Origin of the sequence: Cohaesibacter marisflavi, from assembly GCF_900115225.1 — a bacterium.
Lineage (GTDB): Bacteria > Pseudomonadota > Alphaproteobacteria > Rhizobiales > Cohaesibacteraceae > Cohaesibacter > Cohaesibacter marisflavi.
On record NZ_FOVR01000002.1, the window covers coordinates 36,254 to 54,169 of the forward strand.

The window sequence follows — 17,916 nt, forward strand, 5'->3', positions numbered from 1 at the left end:
CGTCCCGCTCCCGTGCACTCATTAGGAATGCGATCTCATGACTGATGCACCTGGATCTGCTGAAGAACGCTTGCCAGAGCAAGAGACCGTCGCAGAATTCAACAGCTCCCACAAATCAAACTTCCATCGCTTGCTGGGCTTTCTTCAGACGACGCCCTCTGCCATTCCGCTTTTCGTGCTTGTCACGGCAGTGATTATATTTGGCATCCTCAACGGCAATCGCTTTTTCTCGCCCTTCGCGCTGACATTGATCCTGCAGCAAGTGGCGATCGTGGGCATCGTGGCCGTGGCGCAATCCCTTGTTATTCTCACCGCAGGCATTGACCTTTCCGTTGGCGCGATAGCAGTCATATCCTCGGTTATCATGGGCAAATTCACCTTTGATCTCGGTATCCCGGGCGAGCTTGCCGTTTTGTGTGGGCTGGCAACCGGCCTGTTTTTTGGCACGGCCAACGGCCTTCTGGTCGCCTTCGTCAAGCTGCCCCCCTTCATCGTGACGCTGGGCATGTGGCAGATCGTTCTGGCTGCCAACTTCCTCTATTCGGGCAGTGTGGTCATCCGCAGCGAAGAGATCGCGCAGGTTGCTCCGATCCTGCAATTTTTCGGACGGACCATAACGGTGGGTGGCGCGGTCTTTACCTATGGCGTTATCCTGCTGCTCTTTTTGGTGCTGCTCATGTCCTACATTCTCAGCCAGACAGCCTGGGGACGCCATGTCTATGCGGTGGGCGATGACCCGGACGCTGCCGAGCTTTCCGGCGTCAAGGTGAAAGCCACTCTGGTGTCTGTCTATGCCATTGGTGGCCTGATCTGCGGTTTCGCCGGCTGGGCATTGATCGGTCGTTTGGGCTCGGTGTCGCCACAAGCCGGACAGTTGGCCAATATCGAGAGTATCACCGCTGTGGTGATCGGTGGCATCTCGCTGTTTGGCGGGCGCGGTTCGGTGGCTGGCACCCTGTTTGGTGCTCTGATTGTTGGCGTCTTCACCCTCGGTCTGCGCCTGCTTGGAGCTGATGTGCAGTGGACCTATCTGCTGATTGGTGCCCTGATTATTTTCGCAGTAACCGTCGACCAAACCATTCGGAAAGTGAGCCTGTGATGACCAGCCCTATTCTGACCGCACGCAAACTGAACAAGCGATATGGGCGCGTTATCGCCATGGAAGACTGTGATTTCGATCTGATGCCCGGAGAAATCCTCGCTGTCATTGGCGACAATGGCGCAGGCAAATCAACTCTCATCAAGGCCTTGTCTGGCGCTCTGAGGCCGGACAGTGGCGAAATCCGCCTTGAGGGCAAGCCGGTGCATTTCTCTTCGCCAATACAGGCCCGTGAACATGGCATTGAAACCGTCTATCAGACGCTGGCCCTCTCGCCCGCGCTGACGATCGCTGACAATATGTTCATGGGACGCGAGATCCTCAAGCCGGGCATTATGGGCAGCGTGTTCCGGCAACTGGATAAGAAGAAGATGCAGAATTTTGCCCGTGACAAGCTCACTGAGCTCGGGCTGATGACAATCCAGAATATTGCCCAGACCGTGGAGACTCTTTCTGGTGGCCAAAGGCAGGGGGTGGCCGTGGCGCGCGCTGCAGCGTTCGGTACCAATGTTGTTATTCTCGATGAGCCGACTGCGGCCCTTGGCGTGAAGGAAAGTCGCAAGGTTCTCGATCTTATCAAAACGGTGAAGAGCAAGGGTATTCCGATCATTCTGATCTCGCATAACATGCCCCATGTCTTTGAAGTTGCAGATCGAATTCATGTGCATAGGTTGGGTAAACGGCTCTGCGTTGTTGATCCCAAGCAATATTCCATGTCAGATGCGGTTGCTTTGATGACAGGGGCAATGGCCCCTCCGGATCAAGAGGCGGTTGCATGAAAAAAGAAAGCCTGAAACAGAAGACGGCAGAGGTCTGCGCGCTTGTCGAGCAGCATAAACGACCGGATGGACGCACGATTCTCGCCATCGCCGGAGCGCCTGCGTCAGGCAAGTCCACGCTCGCCGAGAGCGTGGTCAAGGCGCTCAATGCGGGTCATGAAGGTGAAGTGCCCAAGGCGGCACTTCTGCCGATGGATGGCTACCATCTGGATAACCGGATTCTAAAGGCGCACGGTCTGTTTCCTCGCAAAGGGGCGCCGGAAACATTTGATGCGATCGGATTTTGCGAGGCCGTCAAAAGTCTCTCAAGATCTGGTGGGCTCACCTACTTTCCCACCTTTGATCGCAGCCGGGATATTGCCATTGCCGGGGCCATAGAGATCGCCCCAAAAACGCCGATCATCGTGGTGGAGGGCAACTATCTGTTGCTTCGCACCGCACCATGGAATGCGCTGGCCGATGCTTTTGCTGCCAGTGTGTTCGTCAATCCGGGGCTTGAAGAACTAACCCGGCGCCTCAACAAGCGCTGGCTGCGCTATGGCCTTGATCCGGAAGCCGCCGCCAAGCGCACGGAAATGAATGATCTGGTCAATGCTCGCCTTGTTCTCAAGCAGAGCATCAAGGCTGATATGGTGCTGGATTAAATCGCGCAGACAAGTGCAGGAAGGCAACCCACCCCAAAGCGTGTATGACGCTCCGGGGTGGCTGGAATCTTGTTTTCAAAAAAGCGGGTCTTCTAGCGAATGCGCCGCTCATTCTGGTCGAACAGGCAGATGTGATCTGCATCAGCCATCAGATTGAGCACGGAGCCACGCTCGGAGATCGCCTCGCGCTCTACATTCACCGTGCAGCTCTTCTCCCCGATTGTGCCATAGAGATAGCTGGCGCCTCCCAGAAATTCTGAAAAGCCCACCTTGAAGGGGACCGCCGTCTTTCCCTCTTCTGCCAGTCGCCAATGCTCAGGCCGAATGCCCACATGCACTGGCGTTCCATCCGCAGGGCGGTTGGTGATCGGCCGGGTTTGCAGAATAACTCCGGCGACCTCAACGCCGTTCTGGCGCATGACCCCGTCCATGAAATTCATTTTCGGACTACCGATGAAGCCGCCGACAAACATGTTGTCCGGATCATCATAAAGGGTTGAAGGCGAACCAACCTGCTCGATGCGTCCAGCGCGCAGAACCACGATCTTGTCCGCCAGTGTCATGGCCTCGGTCTGGTCGTGGGTCACATAGATCATCGTATTACCGAGCTTCTGGTGCAGGCGGGCAATTTCGATCCGCATATCCACGCGCAGTTCGGCATCAAGATTTGAGAGCGGTTCATCGAACAGGAAGACATCGGGATCACGCACAATCGCCCGTCCGATGGCCACCCGCTGCCTCTGCCCACCCGAGAGCTGCCCTGGGCGTCGATCGAGATAGTCGTTAAGCTGCAGAACATCGGCTGCCTGTCCCACCTTCTCTTCGACCTCGGTTTTGGACCGTCCGGCCACCTTGAGTCCAAAGCCCATATTCTGTGCCACTGTCATATGCGGATAAAGGGCATAGGTCTGGAACACCATGGCGATGCCCCGGTCGGAAGGGTCTTCCTCGGTGACATCCTTGCCTGCAATCAGCACATCGCCGCTGGTAACCTCTTCCAGTCCGGCAATGAGCCGCAACAGCGTTGACTTGCCGCAGCCGGATGGCCCGACAAAGACGACGAATTCGCCACCCTCGATATCAAGATCAACATCGCGGATGACCTCGACCGAGCCGAAAGACTTGCTAACACGCCGTAAACACAGGCCCGCCTGTCGTTGAATGCGTTGTAGATTGACTTGCTCGTTCATCGTCATACCTCCCTGCGTAACCAGACGAGCATTTCGCCCGGCTCGCGATTATCCCAAAGATAGTAAGGAATAGCCTTGAGTGTTGCAGGCTTGCGCAAGGGGGGCTCTGTATTGTAGAGGGCGTCGTCCTTGCGATATTCCACCAGAGCCTCGACTTCCAGCGCCACCGTATCAGGCCAGGCCTCAATGGTTGATGGTGTAATAGGAACCGCATCCTTGACCAGATAGGTATTCAGAGGTGCATCGTGATCCACCCCTTCGATGCAATAGACAATGGGACCACGCAGAATGGCGGTGCGGCCCTGATCATGAGCGACCTGCGTGTTGGCGTAGAGCTTGTGCGGCTGCATATCGAGATCAAGGGTCAACTGGTCGCCAGCTTGCCATGTGCGGGCAAGGCGAATATAGCCCTTCTCCGGCTTGGCATCGACCGTTTCTCCATTCAGCTTCAGGCTGTAACCATCGGCCCAATCGGGAATGCGCAGCGAAAGCGTGAAGGGACATGCTTCCTCAGGATCGATCTGGAATGCGATCCTACCGTCAGCCGGATAGTTGGTGGTCTGGCCAAGGCTCAGCTTGCGCCCGGCAACTCTCAGATCCGCCTTGTTGGAGCAGTAAAGATGCACAGCAACCTCGTCCTCGGACACACCATAGAAATAGGTTCCGATGGATGCGAGCAACCGCGAAACGTTCGGCGGGCAACAAGGGCAACGATGCCAGCGCCAGCGATGATGATAGCCGTGGCTTTCTAGCGGATTGTCATAGAAGAAGTGGCTGCCATCATCAGACAGGCCCGAAAGCACATTGTTATAGATGGCCCGTTCCATGACATCCCCATAGCGTGCGTCAGGCTCACGCCCGAGCATCCGGCTCGCCCAGAAGACCAGAGCCACCGCAGCGCAGGTTTCCGCATAGGCGGAATCGTTGGGCAGATCATAATCGAAGGTCAGACCTTCATTGTCCTTGGACGGCCCGAAACCACCCGTAACATAAAGGTTGCGTTCGGTCAGGTGAGACCAAAGCGCGTTGAGAGCCGGGTCGAGGCTGGTATCGGAGAACTCGGTCGCCACATCCGCCATCCCCGCGTAGAGATAGGCGGCACGCACGGCATGCCCCACCACTTCTCTCTGCTCTCGTACGGGTTTGTGCGCCTGACAATATTCCAGCGTTGAGAAATGGAAGTCCTCCGGTTTCTCCCCGCGTGCATTGGCTTCCTCATCGAAATAGCTGGGCGCCTCGCCGCGCACATCGACAAAGAATTTCGCCAGATCGAGATAGCGCTGCTCACCGGTAACACGGCCAAGCTTGATAAGCGCCAGTTCCAGCTCCGGATGGCCCGGATAGCCGCGTTTCTTGCCTGCTTCCGGCCCGAATGTGGCGTCAATGCAATCGGCATAGCGACTGAGAATGTCGAGGAATTTGCGTTTGCCGGTTGCATGATAGTAGGCAATGGCTCCTTCTATCAGGTGCCCTGCATTGTAGAGCTCATGCCGGTCTCTCAAGTTGGTCCAGCGTTTGCCGGGCTCGATGCGCAGATACCAGCTGTTGAGATATCCATCCTCGGTCTGCAGGCGGCCATAGGCGTCGATCACCGCGTCAACGCGGGCTTCAAGTTCGGCGTCGCGCTGCCGGTTAAGGGCGTAGGCTGCCGTCTCGATGCTCTTGCCGAAATCGGAATCCCAGAACATTTGTGTGGTGACGGTATTGTTATGCTGAAAAGGGATCACAATCCCCGGGTTGGGCAGGTCAGGGTCGACCTGTTCCAGCATCCGTGCCTCTATGCAGCGATCAAACAGGATTTTCGCCGTAGTGGTGGCAATAACATCCAGCTTGGGTCCGAAGAAGCCGCTCACCTCTATCTGGTTGACGGCAAGCGGCCGGAATTTTGCTTTTGGCTGCAGGGCCTCGCCGGCTTTGGTAGAAGAAAGTGTGTTCATTGTTATATCCTTTCGCGGGAGGGCTGCCTATTTCACAGCACCGGCCGTGAGGCCTCGGATGTAGGAGCGTTGAAGAATGAGGAAGAGGATCATGCAAGGGATCATCATCAGCGTGACGCCAGCCTGCACGGCCCCCCAGTCCACCGAGCCATACCGGCCGTGCTGGACGGCAGTCATCAGAACCGGAAGCGTGAACTTGCTTTGATCCGTGAGCAGCACGAGAGCTGCGAGAAATTCGTTCCAGGCGTTGAGGAAGGCAAACAGCCCGACTGTTACCACGCCGGGCAAAACCAGCGGTCCCATTACCTGAACCAACATGCGCCAGCCCTTGACGCCATCCATCCGGGCGGCTTCCTCGATTTCTTTTGGCACAGCGTCAAACGCGTTGCGCATCATGAAAACCGAGAAGGGCAATTGCAGTGTTGTATAGATGAAGACCAGCCCGATGAGCGTATTCTGTAACCCCATCTTGGCCAACAGCAGAAATAGTGGCGTCAGGATCGACTGGAACGGGATCATCATGGTGGACAGGATGAGCACGAAGGCGAGCCCCTTGAGCGGAAAGCGATAGCGCGAGAAGCCATAGCCTGCCAGAAGCGAAACCACGATGGTCAGCATCGAGGTACCCACAGCCACAAACAGGGAGTTGCCCGAGTAATGAAGCACCGACTGGCCGAAATTTTCCAGCCTGTCATAGCTTGAGATACTGAAGCCATCCATCGGCCAGGGCGGAATGGGAGGCTGGGTGGATTCAGCCGGTGAGCGGAAGCTTGAGAGCACCACCCATACCAGCGGCGCCAGAAACAGCAGGGCAACCAGAACCGACGTGGCATGAAAGATCAGCGTGTGATAGCGCAGCCGTCCCTTACGCTGGGTGGGGGCAGCCGAAGCTGCCATGGCTTGATCGGAGAAGGTCACGGCATTCATTTTTTCGGTCCCTTGTCGCTCAGGAATGTAAGCTGAATGACACTCAGCGCCAGAAGGATGACCAGCAGCACCATGGAGAGCGCAGCGCCATAGCCCAGGCGGAACGAGATGAAGCTTTCATTGAAGATCTTGTAAACGGCAGTAACCGTCTGGTTGCGCGGGCCACCGCTGAGAATGATGTAGAACTGGTCAAAGGCCAGCATCGAACCCGAGATGCACAGGATGAGCGCCAGCGCGAAAGGCTTGCGGATGAGTGGCATGATGATGAAGCGGAACCGCTGGCTCCATTTGGCACCATCAATGCGCGCCGCTTCGATATAGTCGGTCGGAATGGATTGCAGGCCACTCATCAGGATGACCATGTAGAAACCGGCCATCTTCCAGATGACCATGAAGATGACTGACCAGAAGGCTGGCGTGAAGTTGGCCAGAATATTCACACGCCCTTCTGTAAGGCCGATATCCTGCGCCAGGGGTGAGAACAGGCCCGTATCCACATTTGACAACCACACCCACAACAGGGCGGCAGAGGCAAAGCCGGTGACAACTGGCAGGAAATAAATGGTTCTATAGGCTGAAATCGCCTTGCCTTGTCCCTGAACGATCAGGGCCAACGCCATGGCGACGCCCAGAAGGCCGATCGTGATAACGACAGTATATTCGATCGTGAACCAGAGAGAGGACCAGAAGCTCTTGTCGGTCAGAAGGCGTTCGTAGTTGTCGAACCCGACCCAGCGGGGCACGCCCATCAGCGGCCATTTATGCAGCGACATCCACGCCGCCATGCCCAACGGCACGATAAAGAAGATGGTAACCAGAAGAAGCGAAGGTAGAACGAACAGCAATCCGTTCCATTGGGAATGCCTGCGTCGCCTGCGGCGCGTAGGCATAGGAGTCTCCGGAACTGCCATGAGACCGTCAGTCATGGTGTAATCCTTTGAAGCAGGAATGCGAGGGACACCGCCGACTGAAAATGGGTCAGTCGGCGGCTCTTGCTAGGCAGATTTTGGAGGATCTACCGGGAAGAATCGATGATGGACTGCATCTCTTCCTGTGCTTCATCCATCGCCTCATCAACCTCTTCGGCGCTATCGGCAAAGAAGGCCTTGTTTAGCATGTTGACCCATGGGCCATTCAGCGAATTGATGAGATCATTAAATACCGGAGTGTAAGGCGTCCGGCCCTTGTCCATCGCCTTGGCGGCAATCAGATAGCGGCTATCAAGTCCTTTGAGGGCTTCTTCGGCGACATCGGCGCGCACAGGCAGCGAGCCGTTCTTGGCCAGAATGGTCTGTCCTTCAGAGGAATAGGCGAACTTGATGAAAGCCTCGATCGCAGGCATCTTGTCTTCATCGGTCTTGGCCGAAACCACGATATTGTCTCCCCCGGCAAAGGAAGACCAGTCGCCATCCTTACCCGGCAGGTAGGTAACCCCGTAGTCCAGATCCGGATACTGGTTGTTGAGCGCGCCAATGGCAAAGGAACCAGATGGCGTGAGGCCGATATTGCCGCCTGCAAAGGCTGCAAAGAAGTTGGAGCCAGAGTCCGTCTGTGAACCGGCAGGCACCAGGTCGTCCTTGGCCATGCCACGATAGAATTCCAGCGCATCTTTCATCTGTGGTGTCTTGACGGTGGCCTTGGCGCCTTTATCTTCAAACAGATTGCCGCCTGAAGCCCAAATCAAAGGCGTGAAGGTGAAGATATTGCAGCCACCGCAATTGCCCGAGAAATAGAAGCCGTAAGTATCATCACCCAGCGCGCCAATGGCTTCGGCGGCCTTGCGGATGTCGTTCCAGTTAGCGGGAGCCTTGTCAGGATCAAGGCCAGCCTTCTTATAAAGGTTCTTGTTCCAGACCAGCACGGATGCGTCAGCCGAGAATGGCATGCCGTAGATCTTGCCATCATAGGTGCCCACGCTCAGATGGGCCTGAGACAGGCTGTCATAATAGGGCAGAGACTTGGCAAAGTCCGTCATATCCTTGAGCTGCCCGGCCTGGGCGAAAGAGGGTGTAAAAATGAGATCCAGCGAAAGAGCATCGGGCTGAGATCCCCCGGCAGCGGCGATGGCATATTTTTGTACCAGCTCATTGACCGGCACGATCTGCAACTCGGCCTTGTCTTCCCCCTTGGCGTTGAAGGCGTCCACCAGCTTGGGCATGAATTCCGATCCGTCCGAGCGAACCCAGAGCGAAAATGTTTCTGCCTGAGCCAGTCCGGGCAATGCAATTGCAGCCATGGCAACACCGCCAAGCAATGCTTTGATAGTCACGATAAATCCTCCTCTATGGTTGTCCCAGGCAGTCCTTGCACCACTGAGACAACGTTTGCGCAAAATGTGCGTCTTAAGCCCTTCCAAAATGGTTCCGTCACAAAAAAGGGCTGCTCGTCCTCCTATTCGGACGCTTCTCCTCCACAGGATTGCCGTACAACGAGACGACAGGGCAACTGCCGCAAGCCTGCTTCAATCGGCTTGCCTTCGATCATGTCCAGCAGTGCCAATCCTGCACTTTTCCCAAGACAGGTAAGCCCCATATCCACTGTGGTCAGAGGAGGGCGGGTTGCCTTGGCAAATACTTCCCAATTGTCGAAACCGACAATGGCAACATCGTCGGGAACCTTGATCCCTAACTGCGCAAAGGCGTCCACGACGCCTCTGGCGATCTGGTCGTTGCCGCAGAAAATGGCATCGGGCCTGTCTGCAGCAGCATCAAAAAGCTGGAAGGCGGCCGCATAGCCATGGGCCTCGGTCCAGTTGTCAAACAGCGCCTCGCCAAATGGCGCAAGACCATGCTCCTCAAGCGCGGCGTGCCAACCGGCTTTGCGCAAGTGGGCGGCCTTGAATGTGGACATGCCCGTGATATGCGCGATTTTGCGGCGCCCCAGCTTGATCAGATGCTCGGTTGCCATTTTGGCCGCGTTGAAATCATCGGGCACAAAGCCGATACCCCCATCGGGACATTCGGAATAAACATAAACAACGGGCATACCCAGACTGGATACATCCACTGGCAGGCAACGATCGATGCGTTTGCCGGTAATCACCAGCCCGTCGACCCGTTTTTCCTCCATGGCGCGCAGATTGAGCTGCATGCGCTTGGGTTCCTTTTCGCCGGCACTGAGAAAAACCGACACGCCACGATCTGTCATGGCCGAGGAGAGACCTGCCGCGACGGGCAGGGTAAAACGTCCATAAGTATCGTCTGTCAAAAGACCAAGCGTGAAAGAACGTTGCTGAACCAGCCCACGCGCCATGCTGTTTGGCCGATAGTCCAGATCCTTGGCCACCTGCTGCACACGCAATCGTGTCTCTTCAGACATTCTGCCCGTGCCGTTGAGGGCGCGAGATGCAGTCGTTACACTTACGCCAGCTCTGGCGGCAACATCGCGGATTGTCGCGCGCTGAATAGCGCCTGCAGGTCTGGTGCTTGTCTCTGTAACCACGGCTTCCTCCTCTTCCGCAAAGGGAAAATTTCGGTGAGATAACGTTTGCTCACCGTTGGTTTACCGTTTGCGCAAGCTCAGAATTGCACTGGCACCCAAATATTGTCAAGGCGATATTTTTGCACTTCAAAGCACTGCAACCGGTTGCAGTCTCTTCAAAACAGGCTGTGCAAACCACCTACGGGATAGCCCCGGCCATGCTGGCGGCTCTGCGCAAATTTCTGCGCAACAGGGCAGCGCCTTGAATTCAGGAAAAGAATTGAAAATGAGAAAATCCTGTACCGGTTTTGGGCCGATACAGGATTCAGAAAGAGGTGATAGACAGGAATTTTTATAAAAAGGCAGTTGAAAACCTGCCTTCGGCAGCCCCTTAGGTTGGAAAATGCTGGCGGGTGCGATTGGCAAAGGCGACCAGAGACAACATCACGGGCACTTCCACCAGAACGCCGACAACCGTCGCCAGAGCCGCACCGGAATTCAGTCCGAACAAACCGATGGCAACAGCAACTGCCAGCTCGAAGAAATTCGATGTACCGATCAGGGCACATGGAGCAGCAATCCGGAAGGGCACCTTCATGACCCACGCTGCCGCATAGGCTACTGCAAAAATGCCATAGGACTGAAGCAGCAAAGGCGCAGCGATGAGCGCGATCAGCAGAGGCTGAGACAGAATGACCCCGCCCTGAAAACCGAACAGCAATACCACCGTAGCCAGAAGGCCGATGACGGAAAGGGGCTTCAGCTTTGCTGTGAAATCAGCCACGGCTTCGTCTGTCTTGGTACTGGAAACCAGCGCCTTGCGGGTGAAATAGCCCGCGACCAAAGGCACGACTACATAGAGCAGAACCGACAGCAGAAGCGTATCCCACGGTACAGGAATGTCGGTAACGCCCAGCAACAGCGCAACAATTGGCGCATAGGCGAAAACCATGATGAGGTCGTTCACGCTAACCTGCACAAGCGTGTAGTTGGCGTCGCCGCGGGTAAGCTGAGACCAGACAAAGACCATCGCCGTGCAGGGGGCAGCGCCCAGCAGAATGAGGCCCGCAATATACGAATCGGCATCCGCTGTGCTGATCACGCCGGCAAAGAGATATTTGAAGAAGACCACGCCCAGAACGGCCATGGTAAAGGGCTTGATCAGCCAGTTGACCGCCAGCGTGATGATTAGGCCCTTGGGCTCGTCGGCCACATGGCTGATGCTGGAGAAGTCGACCGATACCATCATCGGATAGACCATCGCCCAGATGAGGATGGCGACCACCAGATTCACATGGGCATATTCAAATCCGGCCAATAGACCAAACAGAGCGGGATACAGCTCGCCCAGCACCAGACCGGTAACGATCGAAAGGGCGACCCATACGGAGAGCCATTTTTCGAAGAATCCGATGCCCCCGCTCTGGGAGGCGTCGGGCAGGGTATTTGCGTCGACGGACATTATTCTGCTTTCGCTTGGTTTTTGCCGATTGCATCAAGCCTGTTCTGGAGAGACAGTCGATCAATGCTGGCTATGGGAAGGGAGGAAAAGATGGAAATTCTGGAATTGAGCATGCGATAGGCGTCTGAGAAGGCAAGGGCGATCTCGCTTTCCGAGCCGGTTACGGCCGCAGGGTCGGGCACGCCCCAATGCGCAGTCATCGGCTGGCCCGGCCATATGGGGCAGGTTTCACCGGCAGCATTGTCACAAACCGTAAAGACAAAATCGAGCTTGGGGGCACCTGGCTTCGCGAACATATCCCAGCTTTTGGATGCGGCAAAATCGGTGTCGTAATTCATGCGTTTGAGCAATGCGATGGCATGGGGATTAACGGTGCCCGTCGGATGTGACCCCGCAGAAAAGGCCTTGAAACGGCCCCCTCCCGTCCGATTGAGGATCGCTTCGGCCAGAATGGATCTGGCGGAATTGCCCGTGCATAGAAACAAGACATTGTAGGTGATTTGGGTCATGCTCGACCTCCTGCATTATCATGTTGTCCGGCCCGATTTGCTGGTTTGGGCTCAGATCATTTTATTATATCGAGAAATCTTGAATAATTGATTTATTCCTCTGTGTCAATGCGTCGCAAATGCATTTTAGCGAATATGCGTTGATTTGCATATTCGAGTGGGTGTATATAAAGAGCTATGGAAAATCTCACAAATATCTTCAGCGCCCTGTCAGACCCAATCCGCTTGCGGATATTGGCGCTCATCGCCAAAGAGACCGAGCTTTGCGTGTGCGAGCTGGTCGGTGCGCTGCAATTGCCCCAGCCCAAAATTTCACGCCACTGCAAGGTGCTGAGCGAAGCCAACCTCCTGGTGAGCCGCCGTGAAGCGCAATGGGTGCTCTATTCTCAGGCTGATGACATGCCGGACTGGAGCAGGCAAGCTCTGGAAGCCGCAGTCGAAGGCATCAAGCAAGATGCCCAATATGCCGAGGATTGTGCGCGCCTCTCAAAGGTTGAGAGGCCACCCGTACGCTGTGACGGAATGGAGAAACAAGCATGTTAGACAATGGCTCAACCATGGGAGAAAGCAAACCATGGATGAAGGGCTCCGGCAAACCGGGGCCTGTGATGCTCATTATCGGCACGCTGATTGGCGTGGCACTCTGGTGGACGGTCTATAGCCAGCTCATTCCCTTTTCCGAAGCTGTGACGGCATTATTCCCCGTTGAGCGCCATAGTCACACCGGCGAGGCCATCGCCTTCTTCTTTTATGATGTGCCCAAAGTCCTGATGTTGCTGACGCTTATCGTCTTTGCCATGGGTGTTGTGCGCTCATGGTTCAGCCCCGAGAAGACCCGCGCCTTGCTTTCGGGTAAGCGCGAAGGGGTGGGCAATGTCATGTCGGCATGCCTCGGCATCCTGACGCCTTTCTGCTCCTGCTCTGCAGTACCGCTCTTTATTGGTTTTGTCTCTGCGGGGGTGCCGCTTGGCGTCACCTTCTCTTTCCTGATTGCCGCACCGATGGTCAATGAGGTGGCCCTCATTTTGCTAGTCGGCCTTGTCGGCTGGAATGTGGCGCTGACCTATCTGTTTTTCGGGCTTGGCGTGGCTATTCTGGCTGGCTGGGTGATTGGTAAGCTGAAGCTTGAAGGCTGGTTGCAGGACTGGGTGCAGGAGATCCATTCCGGTGCCAATGCACCAAGTGCCGTCGAAGCTGAAAAACTGACCCTTTATGATCGCTACAAGCTTGGCTTTGAGGCGGTGCGCGACATCCTCTCCAAGGTCTGGATCTGGATCATCATTGGTATCGCTCTGGGAGCCCTCATTCATGGCTATGTGCCCGAGGATATGATGGTCGACATCATGGGCGCCGATGCCTGGTGGTCAGTTCCGGCAGCCGTTGTTATGGGCGTGCCGCTCTATACCAACGCAGCGGGCGTGATCCCTATCGTCGAAGCCCTGTTGGGCAAAGGTGCAGCGCTGGGCACCGTGTTGGCCTTCATGATGAGCGTCATCGCGCTCTCTTTGCCCGAAATGCTGATTTTGCGACAGGTGCTGACCTTGCGTCTGATCGCCGTATTCATCGCAGTGGTAAGCAGCGGCATTCTTGCCGTCGGCTTCCTGTTCAATGCTATTTTCTAAATATCAAGGAAGGAAGAGACTGATATGAAACAGGTTAAGGTTTATGGCCCCGGCTGCAAACGCTGCGAGACGACCGCCCAGATGATGCGAGACGCCGCCAGCAAACTAGGCATCGAAGCCAACGTTGAGAAGGTGACCGACCCCAAGGAAATCGCCATGGCGGGCGTCATGTCCACGCCGGGCATCGCCGTGGATGGCAAATTGGTGCATACCGGTGGTCTGCCTGATGAAGCCAAACTGGCGGGGTGGCTGAAAGATTGAATCCAGAGTGGGTCTGGTGAGCAAGAGAGAAAGAGGCGGCTTTGTCTGCCTCTTTCTTTTTGGGTTGAGGTCAAGGCTTTGACCTTTTGGGCCTAGTTGGGGTGGCGAGTCCAACTCTCGGCGCGTAACTTACGGGGCGAGAGGCCATAAACTTCCTTGATCTGGCGTGAAAAGTGATTGGGTGTCTTGAACCCCACCTCATAGGCAATCTGGCTGATCTGCTTGCCGGTGTGGCTGAGCAGATAGGCACCGCGCCGCACACGCAACCGCCACAGACAGTCGAGCGGATTTTCGTCAAAGGCGGCCTGATACAGTCGGTTGAGATGTTGCGGCGAGAGCCCTGAAAGCTCTGCCAGTTGTTTCATTGTGATGGGCGAACCCAGATGGTCCTCGATATAGCGGCGCACGAGTTGTACTTGCGGCGGGATCTTGTCGACAGATTCGAGGGCCAGTCGACGCACCATCAGATTTTCCATCACGGCGATGCCCAGCGCTGAGCATAAATCTTCCATTCCGGCGTGAAATTCGGTAGGCAGGTCTGCCCCGATCTTTAAAAGGGAGACGGAGGCAGGCGACACATCCATCGGCCCGGCCCCGCGGGCGAGATAGGAAAAGGTGCGGCTATCGAGCCTTTCAGAAAGATACTGGCACCAGACAACATTGCTGAGGTTCGCTGGCCCATAGCGATATTCCAGCCGCTTTTGCGATGCTATTAGAGCCACTTGTGGCGCCGTCATGGAAAAGACCTCATCATCGCAATGCACTTCCACCTGCCCAACCCGCAGATAGATCGCTTCAAGCTGGTAGCCTTTCAAGGGGCCGAAAATCTCACCTGCCTGATAGGCCGTTTCTCCAAAGGCGAAACGGGCGTCGCTACCAACTAGACTTGCAACAGATGGCTTAGACACGGGTGTGTTCATTTTGGGCATGTTGCTATTTACCATGTTACGCCGAAATGCTGAAAGTTTGATATTTTGCCCGAAAAATAAGCAACTAATCAATCATACGGATGATGATACAAAATAACAATATTCATTTCAGATATTTTTTCAAAGCTTCAGACACGTAATTCCTATTGAGCTCCTCCTGCTGTTGCCAATATCTAAAAGGCAAACAGGAGTGCAGGTAAGTGAACCTTAGAGAATTGATCCGAGCCGGTAACGGCGATATCAAGGCCGATCTGGTGATCACCAACGGCAAACTGATCAACGTAGCCACCGCTGAAATTTACCCCGCAGAAGTCGCAATAAAAAAGGACCACATCGTCGCTATCGGCGATGTGGACCATTGCAAGGGGCCGCAGACGCGCATTCATGATGCACAAGGCCGCTATCTGGCGCCTGGCATGATCGACGGGCACCTTCATGTGGAATGCTCCAAGCTGTCGGTTTCCAGCTTTGCCGATCTGGTTGTACCCTTTGGCACCACGTCGGTTGTCTCGGGGCTGGATCAGATTCTCGTGGTCGCAGGGCTTGAAGGCGTACGGCATTTTCTCGATGAGGCGAACGCCAGCCCGCTGACAATCCATTGGGGTGCGCCTTGCAAAACGCCTTACACCATGCCGCGCTCAACGGTGAACCACTATTTCGGCCCCGATGATCATCGCGCTACCCACGAATGGCCCGAATGCATCGGCATCTGGGAAACCGTGCGTGAATTCATTCAGGAAGAAGATGACGATGTCATCGAAGCGCTGGAGATTGCACGCCAGCACAAGCTGCCGGTCTTTGGCTGCTCTCCCATGTGCAAAGGCTCCAAGCTCGCCAGCTATGCCAGCGCCGGCATTCGTCTAGACCATGAAAGCTATGAGGTGACTGAAGCGCTCGAGAAGATGCGCAACGGCATGTTCATGCTGATCCGTGAAAGTTCCATCAGTCATTTTCTCGAAGAGAATATCCAGCTAGCCACCAAATATGTGCCGCAGGCCGACCACCGCATCAGCTTCTGCACCGACGATGTGGTGGCGACCGACGTGCTCAAGCGCGGCCATGTTGACAATATGGTGCGCATGGCCATTGCCGCAGGTGTTCCACCGATGGCGGCGATCCAGATGGCGACCATCAACAGCGCAGTTGCCTGTCAGATCGATCATAAGGTTGGCCTGATCGCGCCAGGCCGTCAGGCTGATATTCTGCTCATCGACAGCCCGGAAAGCTTTACCGTCGAGCAGGTCATTGCCAAGGGCCGTTTCGTGGCTGAAGGCAACCACATGATCGAGCCGGTCAAACGGCCTGAGCGCCCGACACTGTTGACCGACACCATGCATGTTGCTCCCGTCAAGGCAGAGGATCTCAAGAAGCGGTCCGAGGCCCAAAAGGTCAAGGTCCTGTCCATGAACATGTCGCTGGATGTGCCCTTCGTGCGCAATCGCCGCGATGTGGTGCTGGACGTGGTTGATGGCGAGATCAAGCCGGACACCGAGCAGGATGTGCTCTATGTCTGCGTTGTCGAACGTTATGGCAAGACCGAGAACAAGCCGGTTGCCTTCGTCTCCGGCTTCGGTCTCAAATATGGCGCCATGGCAACCTCCACGGCGCCGGACGACAACAACATTGTCTGCATCGGTACCAACGCCGAGGATATGGCTGCGGCCATCAACTGGGTCATCGCCAAGGGCGGTGGTCAGGTCTTCATGCGTGATGGTGAGCCGGTGGTCGGTCTCGAGCTGCCGATTGGTGGCATCGTGTCGGATATCGCTCCTGAAGAAATGGCTGCCAAGGAAGAAGCCCTTGATGAGGCCGCCCGCGAGGCCGGATGCGCTCTGGCATGGCCCTTCATGAACATGTTCGTGCTCTCCATCACCGCCATTCCCGATTATGCCATCACCGATCTTGGCGCCGTCGATTGCGTTGGGCTGAATATTTTCGACCCGGTTCTGGAAAGCATTGCCGATTGATCGGCCCCGCAAGTGAGCCTGCCGCATGACCATGGGGCAGGCGCGAAACTGTCAAATTCTGAAGGAAAGGGCGTGCAAAAGCCGCCAACCAACGATAAGACCTTAGCCAACCTGGAGAACAGTATGAACATCTTTAAGAAGCTGGGCAGCGCTGCCGCGATGATGTTGCTTGCCACGCAAGTCTTCGCCGCAGAGCCGACGAAACTGGGCATCGGCCTCATTCTGGCCACCGGCCCGGAAGCGGCATGGGACGCAACCCTGATGCGCGATGTCGAGAGTGTCGCTGAGGCTGCACCGCATGGCCTTGATATCTCCTACAAGAATGTAAACGGCGTCTGGGGCGAAGAAGCCGGTGATGCCATGGAGCTGATGGCCCGCTCTGGCAAGTACCAGATCATCTGGGCACATAGCAGCTACTCCGATCAGGTGAAGGCGCTGCAGGAGAAATATCCTGACGTGCTGTTCGTGGTTGTCGGTTCCGGCAACGAGGGCCTTGGGGGCAATGCCTATTGGGTTTACAAACGCGCCCATGAGCCATCCTACCTGCTGGGTGTTCTGGCTGGCCGCCTGACCGAAAGCGATGTTGTCGGTGTTGTCGGTCAGTTTCCTTCCGAGGATGTGAACGACCAGATCAACAGCTTCTTTGCCGGTGCCCGCTCCGTTAATTCGGACGTGAAACGCAAGGTCGCCTTCATCGAAAGCTGGTATGATCCGGCCAAGGCCGAACAATTCACCAAGGCACAGATCGCCGCTGGCGCTGATTTGACGTTCCAGCTGGTTGAAAGCTTTGAAACCTGCGAGAAAGAAAAGATCCTGTGCTTTGGCAACTATGTTGACCATGGGGCTTCCGCACCCAAATCTGTCGTTGCCAGCGCTCTCATCTCCTGGACGCCAGATCTCAACTGGATCATCGACGAATGGTACGACCACGCAGCCAATGGCGCGCCTTACGAGGGCAACACCAAGGAACATTGGTTCTCCATGGCTGAAGGGGGCTCGTCCCTGTCTGGCTACCACGACTACGAGACCAAGCTGCCAGATCAGCTCAAGGAAGAGATTGCAGATCTCTCCAAGCAGATCGAAACCGGTGCGCTGGACATTCCGGTAAACCTGTCTCTGCCAACGTCTGACTGACAAGACCGTGCCTCTGCTTCTGGCAGGGGCACCCAA

At 55.8% G+C, this 17,916-nt stretch carries 17 protein-coding genes; 8 read left to right on the forward strand and 9 right to left on the reverse strand.

Translation table 11 applies throughout. The features are described from left to right. The first annotated feature begins 37 nt into the window (after window positions 1-37). The 3 genes from BM258_RS03680 to BM258_RS03690 are packed head-to-tail and all read left to right on the forward strand — an operon-like array spanning window position 38 to window position 2,522. On the forward strand, window positions 38-1,099 hold the full coding sequence (locus BM258_RS03680; RefSeq protein WP_090069056.1) for an ABC transporter permease: 1,062 nt from the start codon (window positions 38-40) through the stop codon (window positions 1,097-1,099). Continuing rightward, on the forward strand, window positions 1,099-1,878 hold the full coding sequence (locus BM258_RS03685) for an ATP-binding cassette domain-containing protein (RefSeq protein WP_090069059.1): 780 nt from the start codon (window positions 1,099-1,101) through the stop codon (window positions 1,876-1,878). Before BM258_RS03680 ends, BM258_RS03685 begins: the two co-directional genes overlap by 1 nt. Next, the gene (locus BM258_RS03690; protein WP_244544585.1) at window positions 1,875-2,522 is read left to right on the forward strand and encodes a nucleoside/nucleotide kinase family protein; all 648 of its coding nucleotides are present in this window, start codon (window positions 1,875-1,877) and stop codon (window positions 2,520-2,522) included. The genes BM258_RS03685 and BM258_RS03690 overlap by 4 nt, the downstream gene beginning before the upstream one ends. Window positions 2,523-2,614: 92 nt before the next feature. Here the strand turns inward: BM258_RS03690 and BM258_RS03695 are convergent, their stop codons facing one another. From BM258_RS03695 to BM258_RS03730, 8 genes are all read right to left on the reverse strand, one after another. Continuing rightward, window positions 2,615-3,718 (reverse strand): ABC transporter ATP-binding protein, encoded by a 1,104-nt coding sequence (locus BM258_RS03695; protein ID WP_407062696.1) that lies wholly within the window; start codon window positions 3,716-3,718, stop codon window positions 2,615-2,617. Then, on the reverse strand, window positions 3,715-5,649 hold the full coding sequence (locus BM258_RS03700; protein ID WP_090069064.1) for a glycoside hydrolase family 127 protein: 1,935 nt from the start codon (window positions 5,647-5,649) through the stop codon (window positions 3,715-3,717). Before BM258_RS03700 ends, BM258_RS03695 begins: the two co-directional genes overlap by 4 nt. Window positions 5,650-5,676: 27 nt before the next feature. After that, window positions 5,677-6,546 (reverse strand): carbohydrate ABC transporter permease, encoded by an 870-nt coding sequence (locus BM258_RS03705; RefSeq protein WP_090070296.1) that lies wholly within the window; start codon window positions 6,544-6,546, stop codon window positions 5,677-5,679. Between the two features lie 26 nt (window positions 6,547-6,572). Beyond that, the gene (locus BM258_RS03710) at window positions 6,573-7,502 is read right to left on the reverse strand and encodes a carbohydrate ABC transporter permease (protein WP_090069067.1); all 930 of its coding nucleotides are present in this window, start codon (window positions 7,500-7,502) and stop codon (window positions 6,573-6,575) included. An 89-nt stretch (window positions 7,503-7,591) separates the two neighbouring features. Then, a complete protein-coding gene (locus tag BM258_RS03715; RefSeq protein WP_175527953.1) occupies window positions 7,592-8,839 on the reverse strand; it encodes an ABC transporter substrate-binding protein in 1,248 nt (415 codons plus the stop codon). Window positions 8,840-8,967: 128 nt separating this feature from the next. Beyond that, entirely contained in the window at window positions 8,968-10,017 is a 1,050-nt protein-coding gene (locus BM258_RS03720) for a LacI family DNA-binding transcriptional regulator (RefSeq protein WP_090069069.1), read from the reverse strand. A gap of 370 nt (window positions 10,018-10,387) precedes the next feature. Next, window positions 10,388-11,458 carry an ACR3 family arsenite efflux transporter gene (gene arsB / locus BM258_RS03725; protein ID WP_090069072.1) on the reverse strand — a complete coding sequence of 357 codons (1,071 nt, stop codon included), beginning with the start codon at window positions 11,456-11,458 and terminating at the stop codon, window positions 10,388-10,390. After that, window positions 11,458-11,967 carry an arsenate reductase ArsC gene (locus tag BM258_RS03730; protein WP_090069074.1) on the reverse strand — a complete coding sequence of 170 codons (510 nt, stop codon included), beginning with the start codon at window positions 11,965-11,967 and terminating at the stop codon, window positions 11,458-11,460. Before BM258_RS03730 ends, arsB begins: the two co-directional genes overlap by 1 nt. Window positions 11,968-12,144: 177 nt before the next feature. Between BM258_RS03730 and BM258_RS03735 the strand changes: the two genes are divergently transcribed. The 3 genes from BM258_RS03735 to BM258_RS03745 all read left to right on the forward strand — a co-directional run bounded on the left by BM258_RS03735 (window position 12,145) and on the right by BM258_RS03745 (window position 13,850). After that, entirely contained in the window at window positions 12,145-12,510 is a 366-nt protein-coding gene (locus BM258_RS03735) for an ArsR/SmtB family transcription factor (RefSeq protein WP_090069077.1), read from the forward strand. Window positions 12,511-12,575: 65 nt separating this feature from the next. Further along, entirely contained in the window at window positions 12,576-13,589 is a 1,014-nt protein-coding gene (locus BM258_RS03740) for a permease (protein ID WP_244544615.1), read from the forward strand. 24 nt (window positions 13,590-13,613) lie between these two features. Continuing rightward, the gene (locus tag BM258_RS03745; protein ID WP_090069080.1) at window positions 13,614-13,850 is read left to right on the forward strand and encodes a thioredoxin family protein; all 237 of its coding nucleotides are present in this window, start codon (window positions 13,614-13,616) and stop codon (window positions 13,848-13,850) included. A gap of 92 nt (window positions 13,851-13,942) precedes the next feature. Here BM258_RS03745 and BM258_RS03750 read toward each other — a convergent pair whose 3' ends face one another. Next, window positions 13,943-14,758, reverse strand: coding sequence for a helix-turn-helix domain-containing protein (locus BM258_RS03750; RefSeq protein ID WP_175527906.1), 816 nt, complete (start codon window positions 14,756-14,758; stop codon window positions 13,943-13,945). Window positions 14,759-14,979: 221 nt separating this feature from the next. On the opposite strand from BM258_RS03750, the gene BM258_RS03755 reads away from it, so the two are divergent. Both BM258_RS03755 and BM258_RS03760 read left to right on the forward strand, forming a co-directional pair. Beyond that, the gene (locus BM258_RS03755; protein WP_244544586.1) at window positions 14,980-16,746 is read left to right on the forward strand and encodes an adenine deaminase C-terminal domain-containing protein; all 1,767 of its coding nucleotides are present in this window, start codon (window positions 14,980-14,982) and stop codon (window positions 16,744-16,746) included. 123 nt (window positions 16,747-16,869) lie between these two features. Beyond that, on the forward strand, window positions 16,870-17,880 hold the full coding sequence (locus tag BM258_RS03760; protein ID WP_090070305.1) for a BMP family lipoprotein: 1,011 nt from the start codon (window positions 16,870-16,872) through the stop codon (window positions 17,878-17,880). Window positions 17,881-17,916 lie beyond the last annotated feature (36 nt).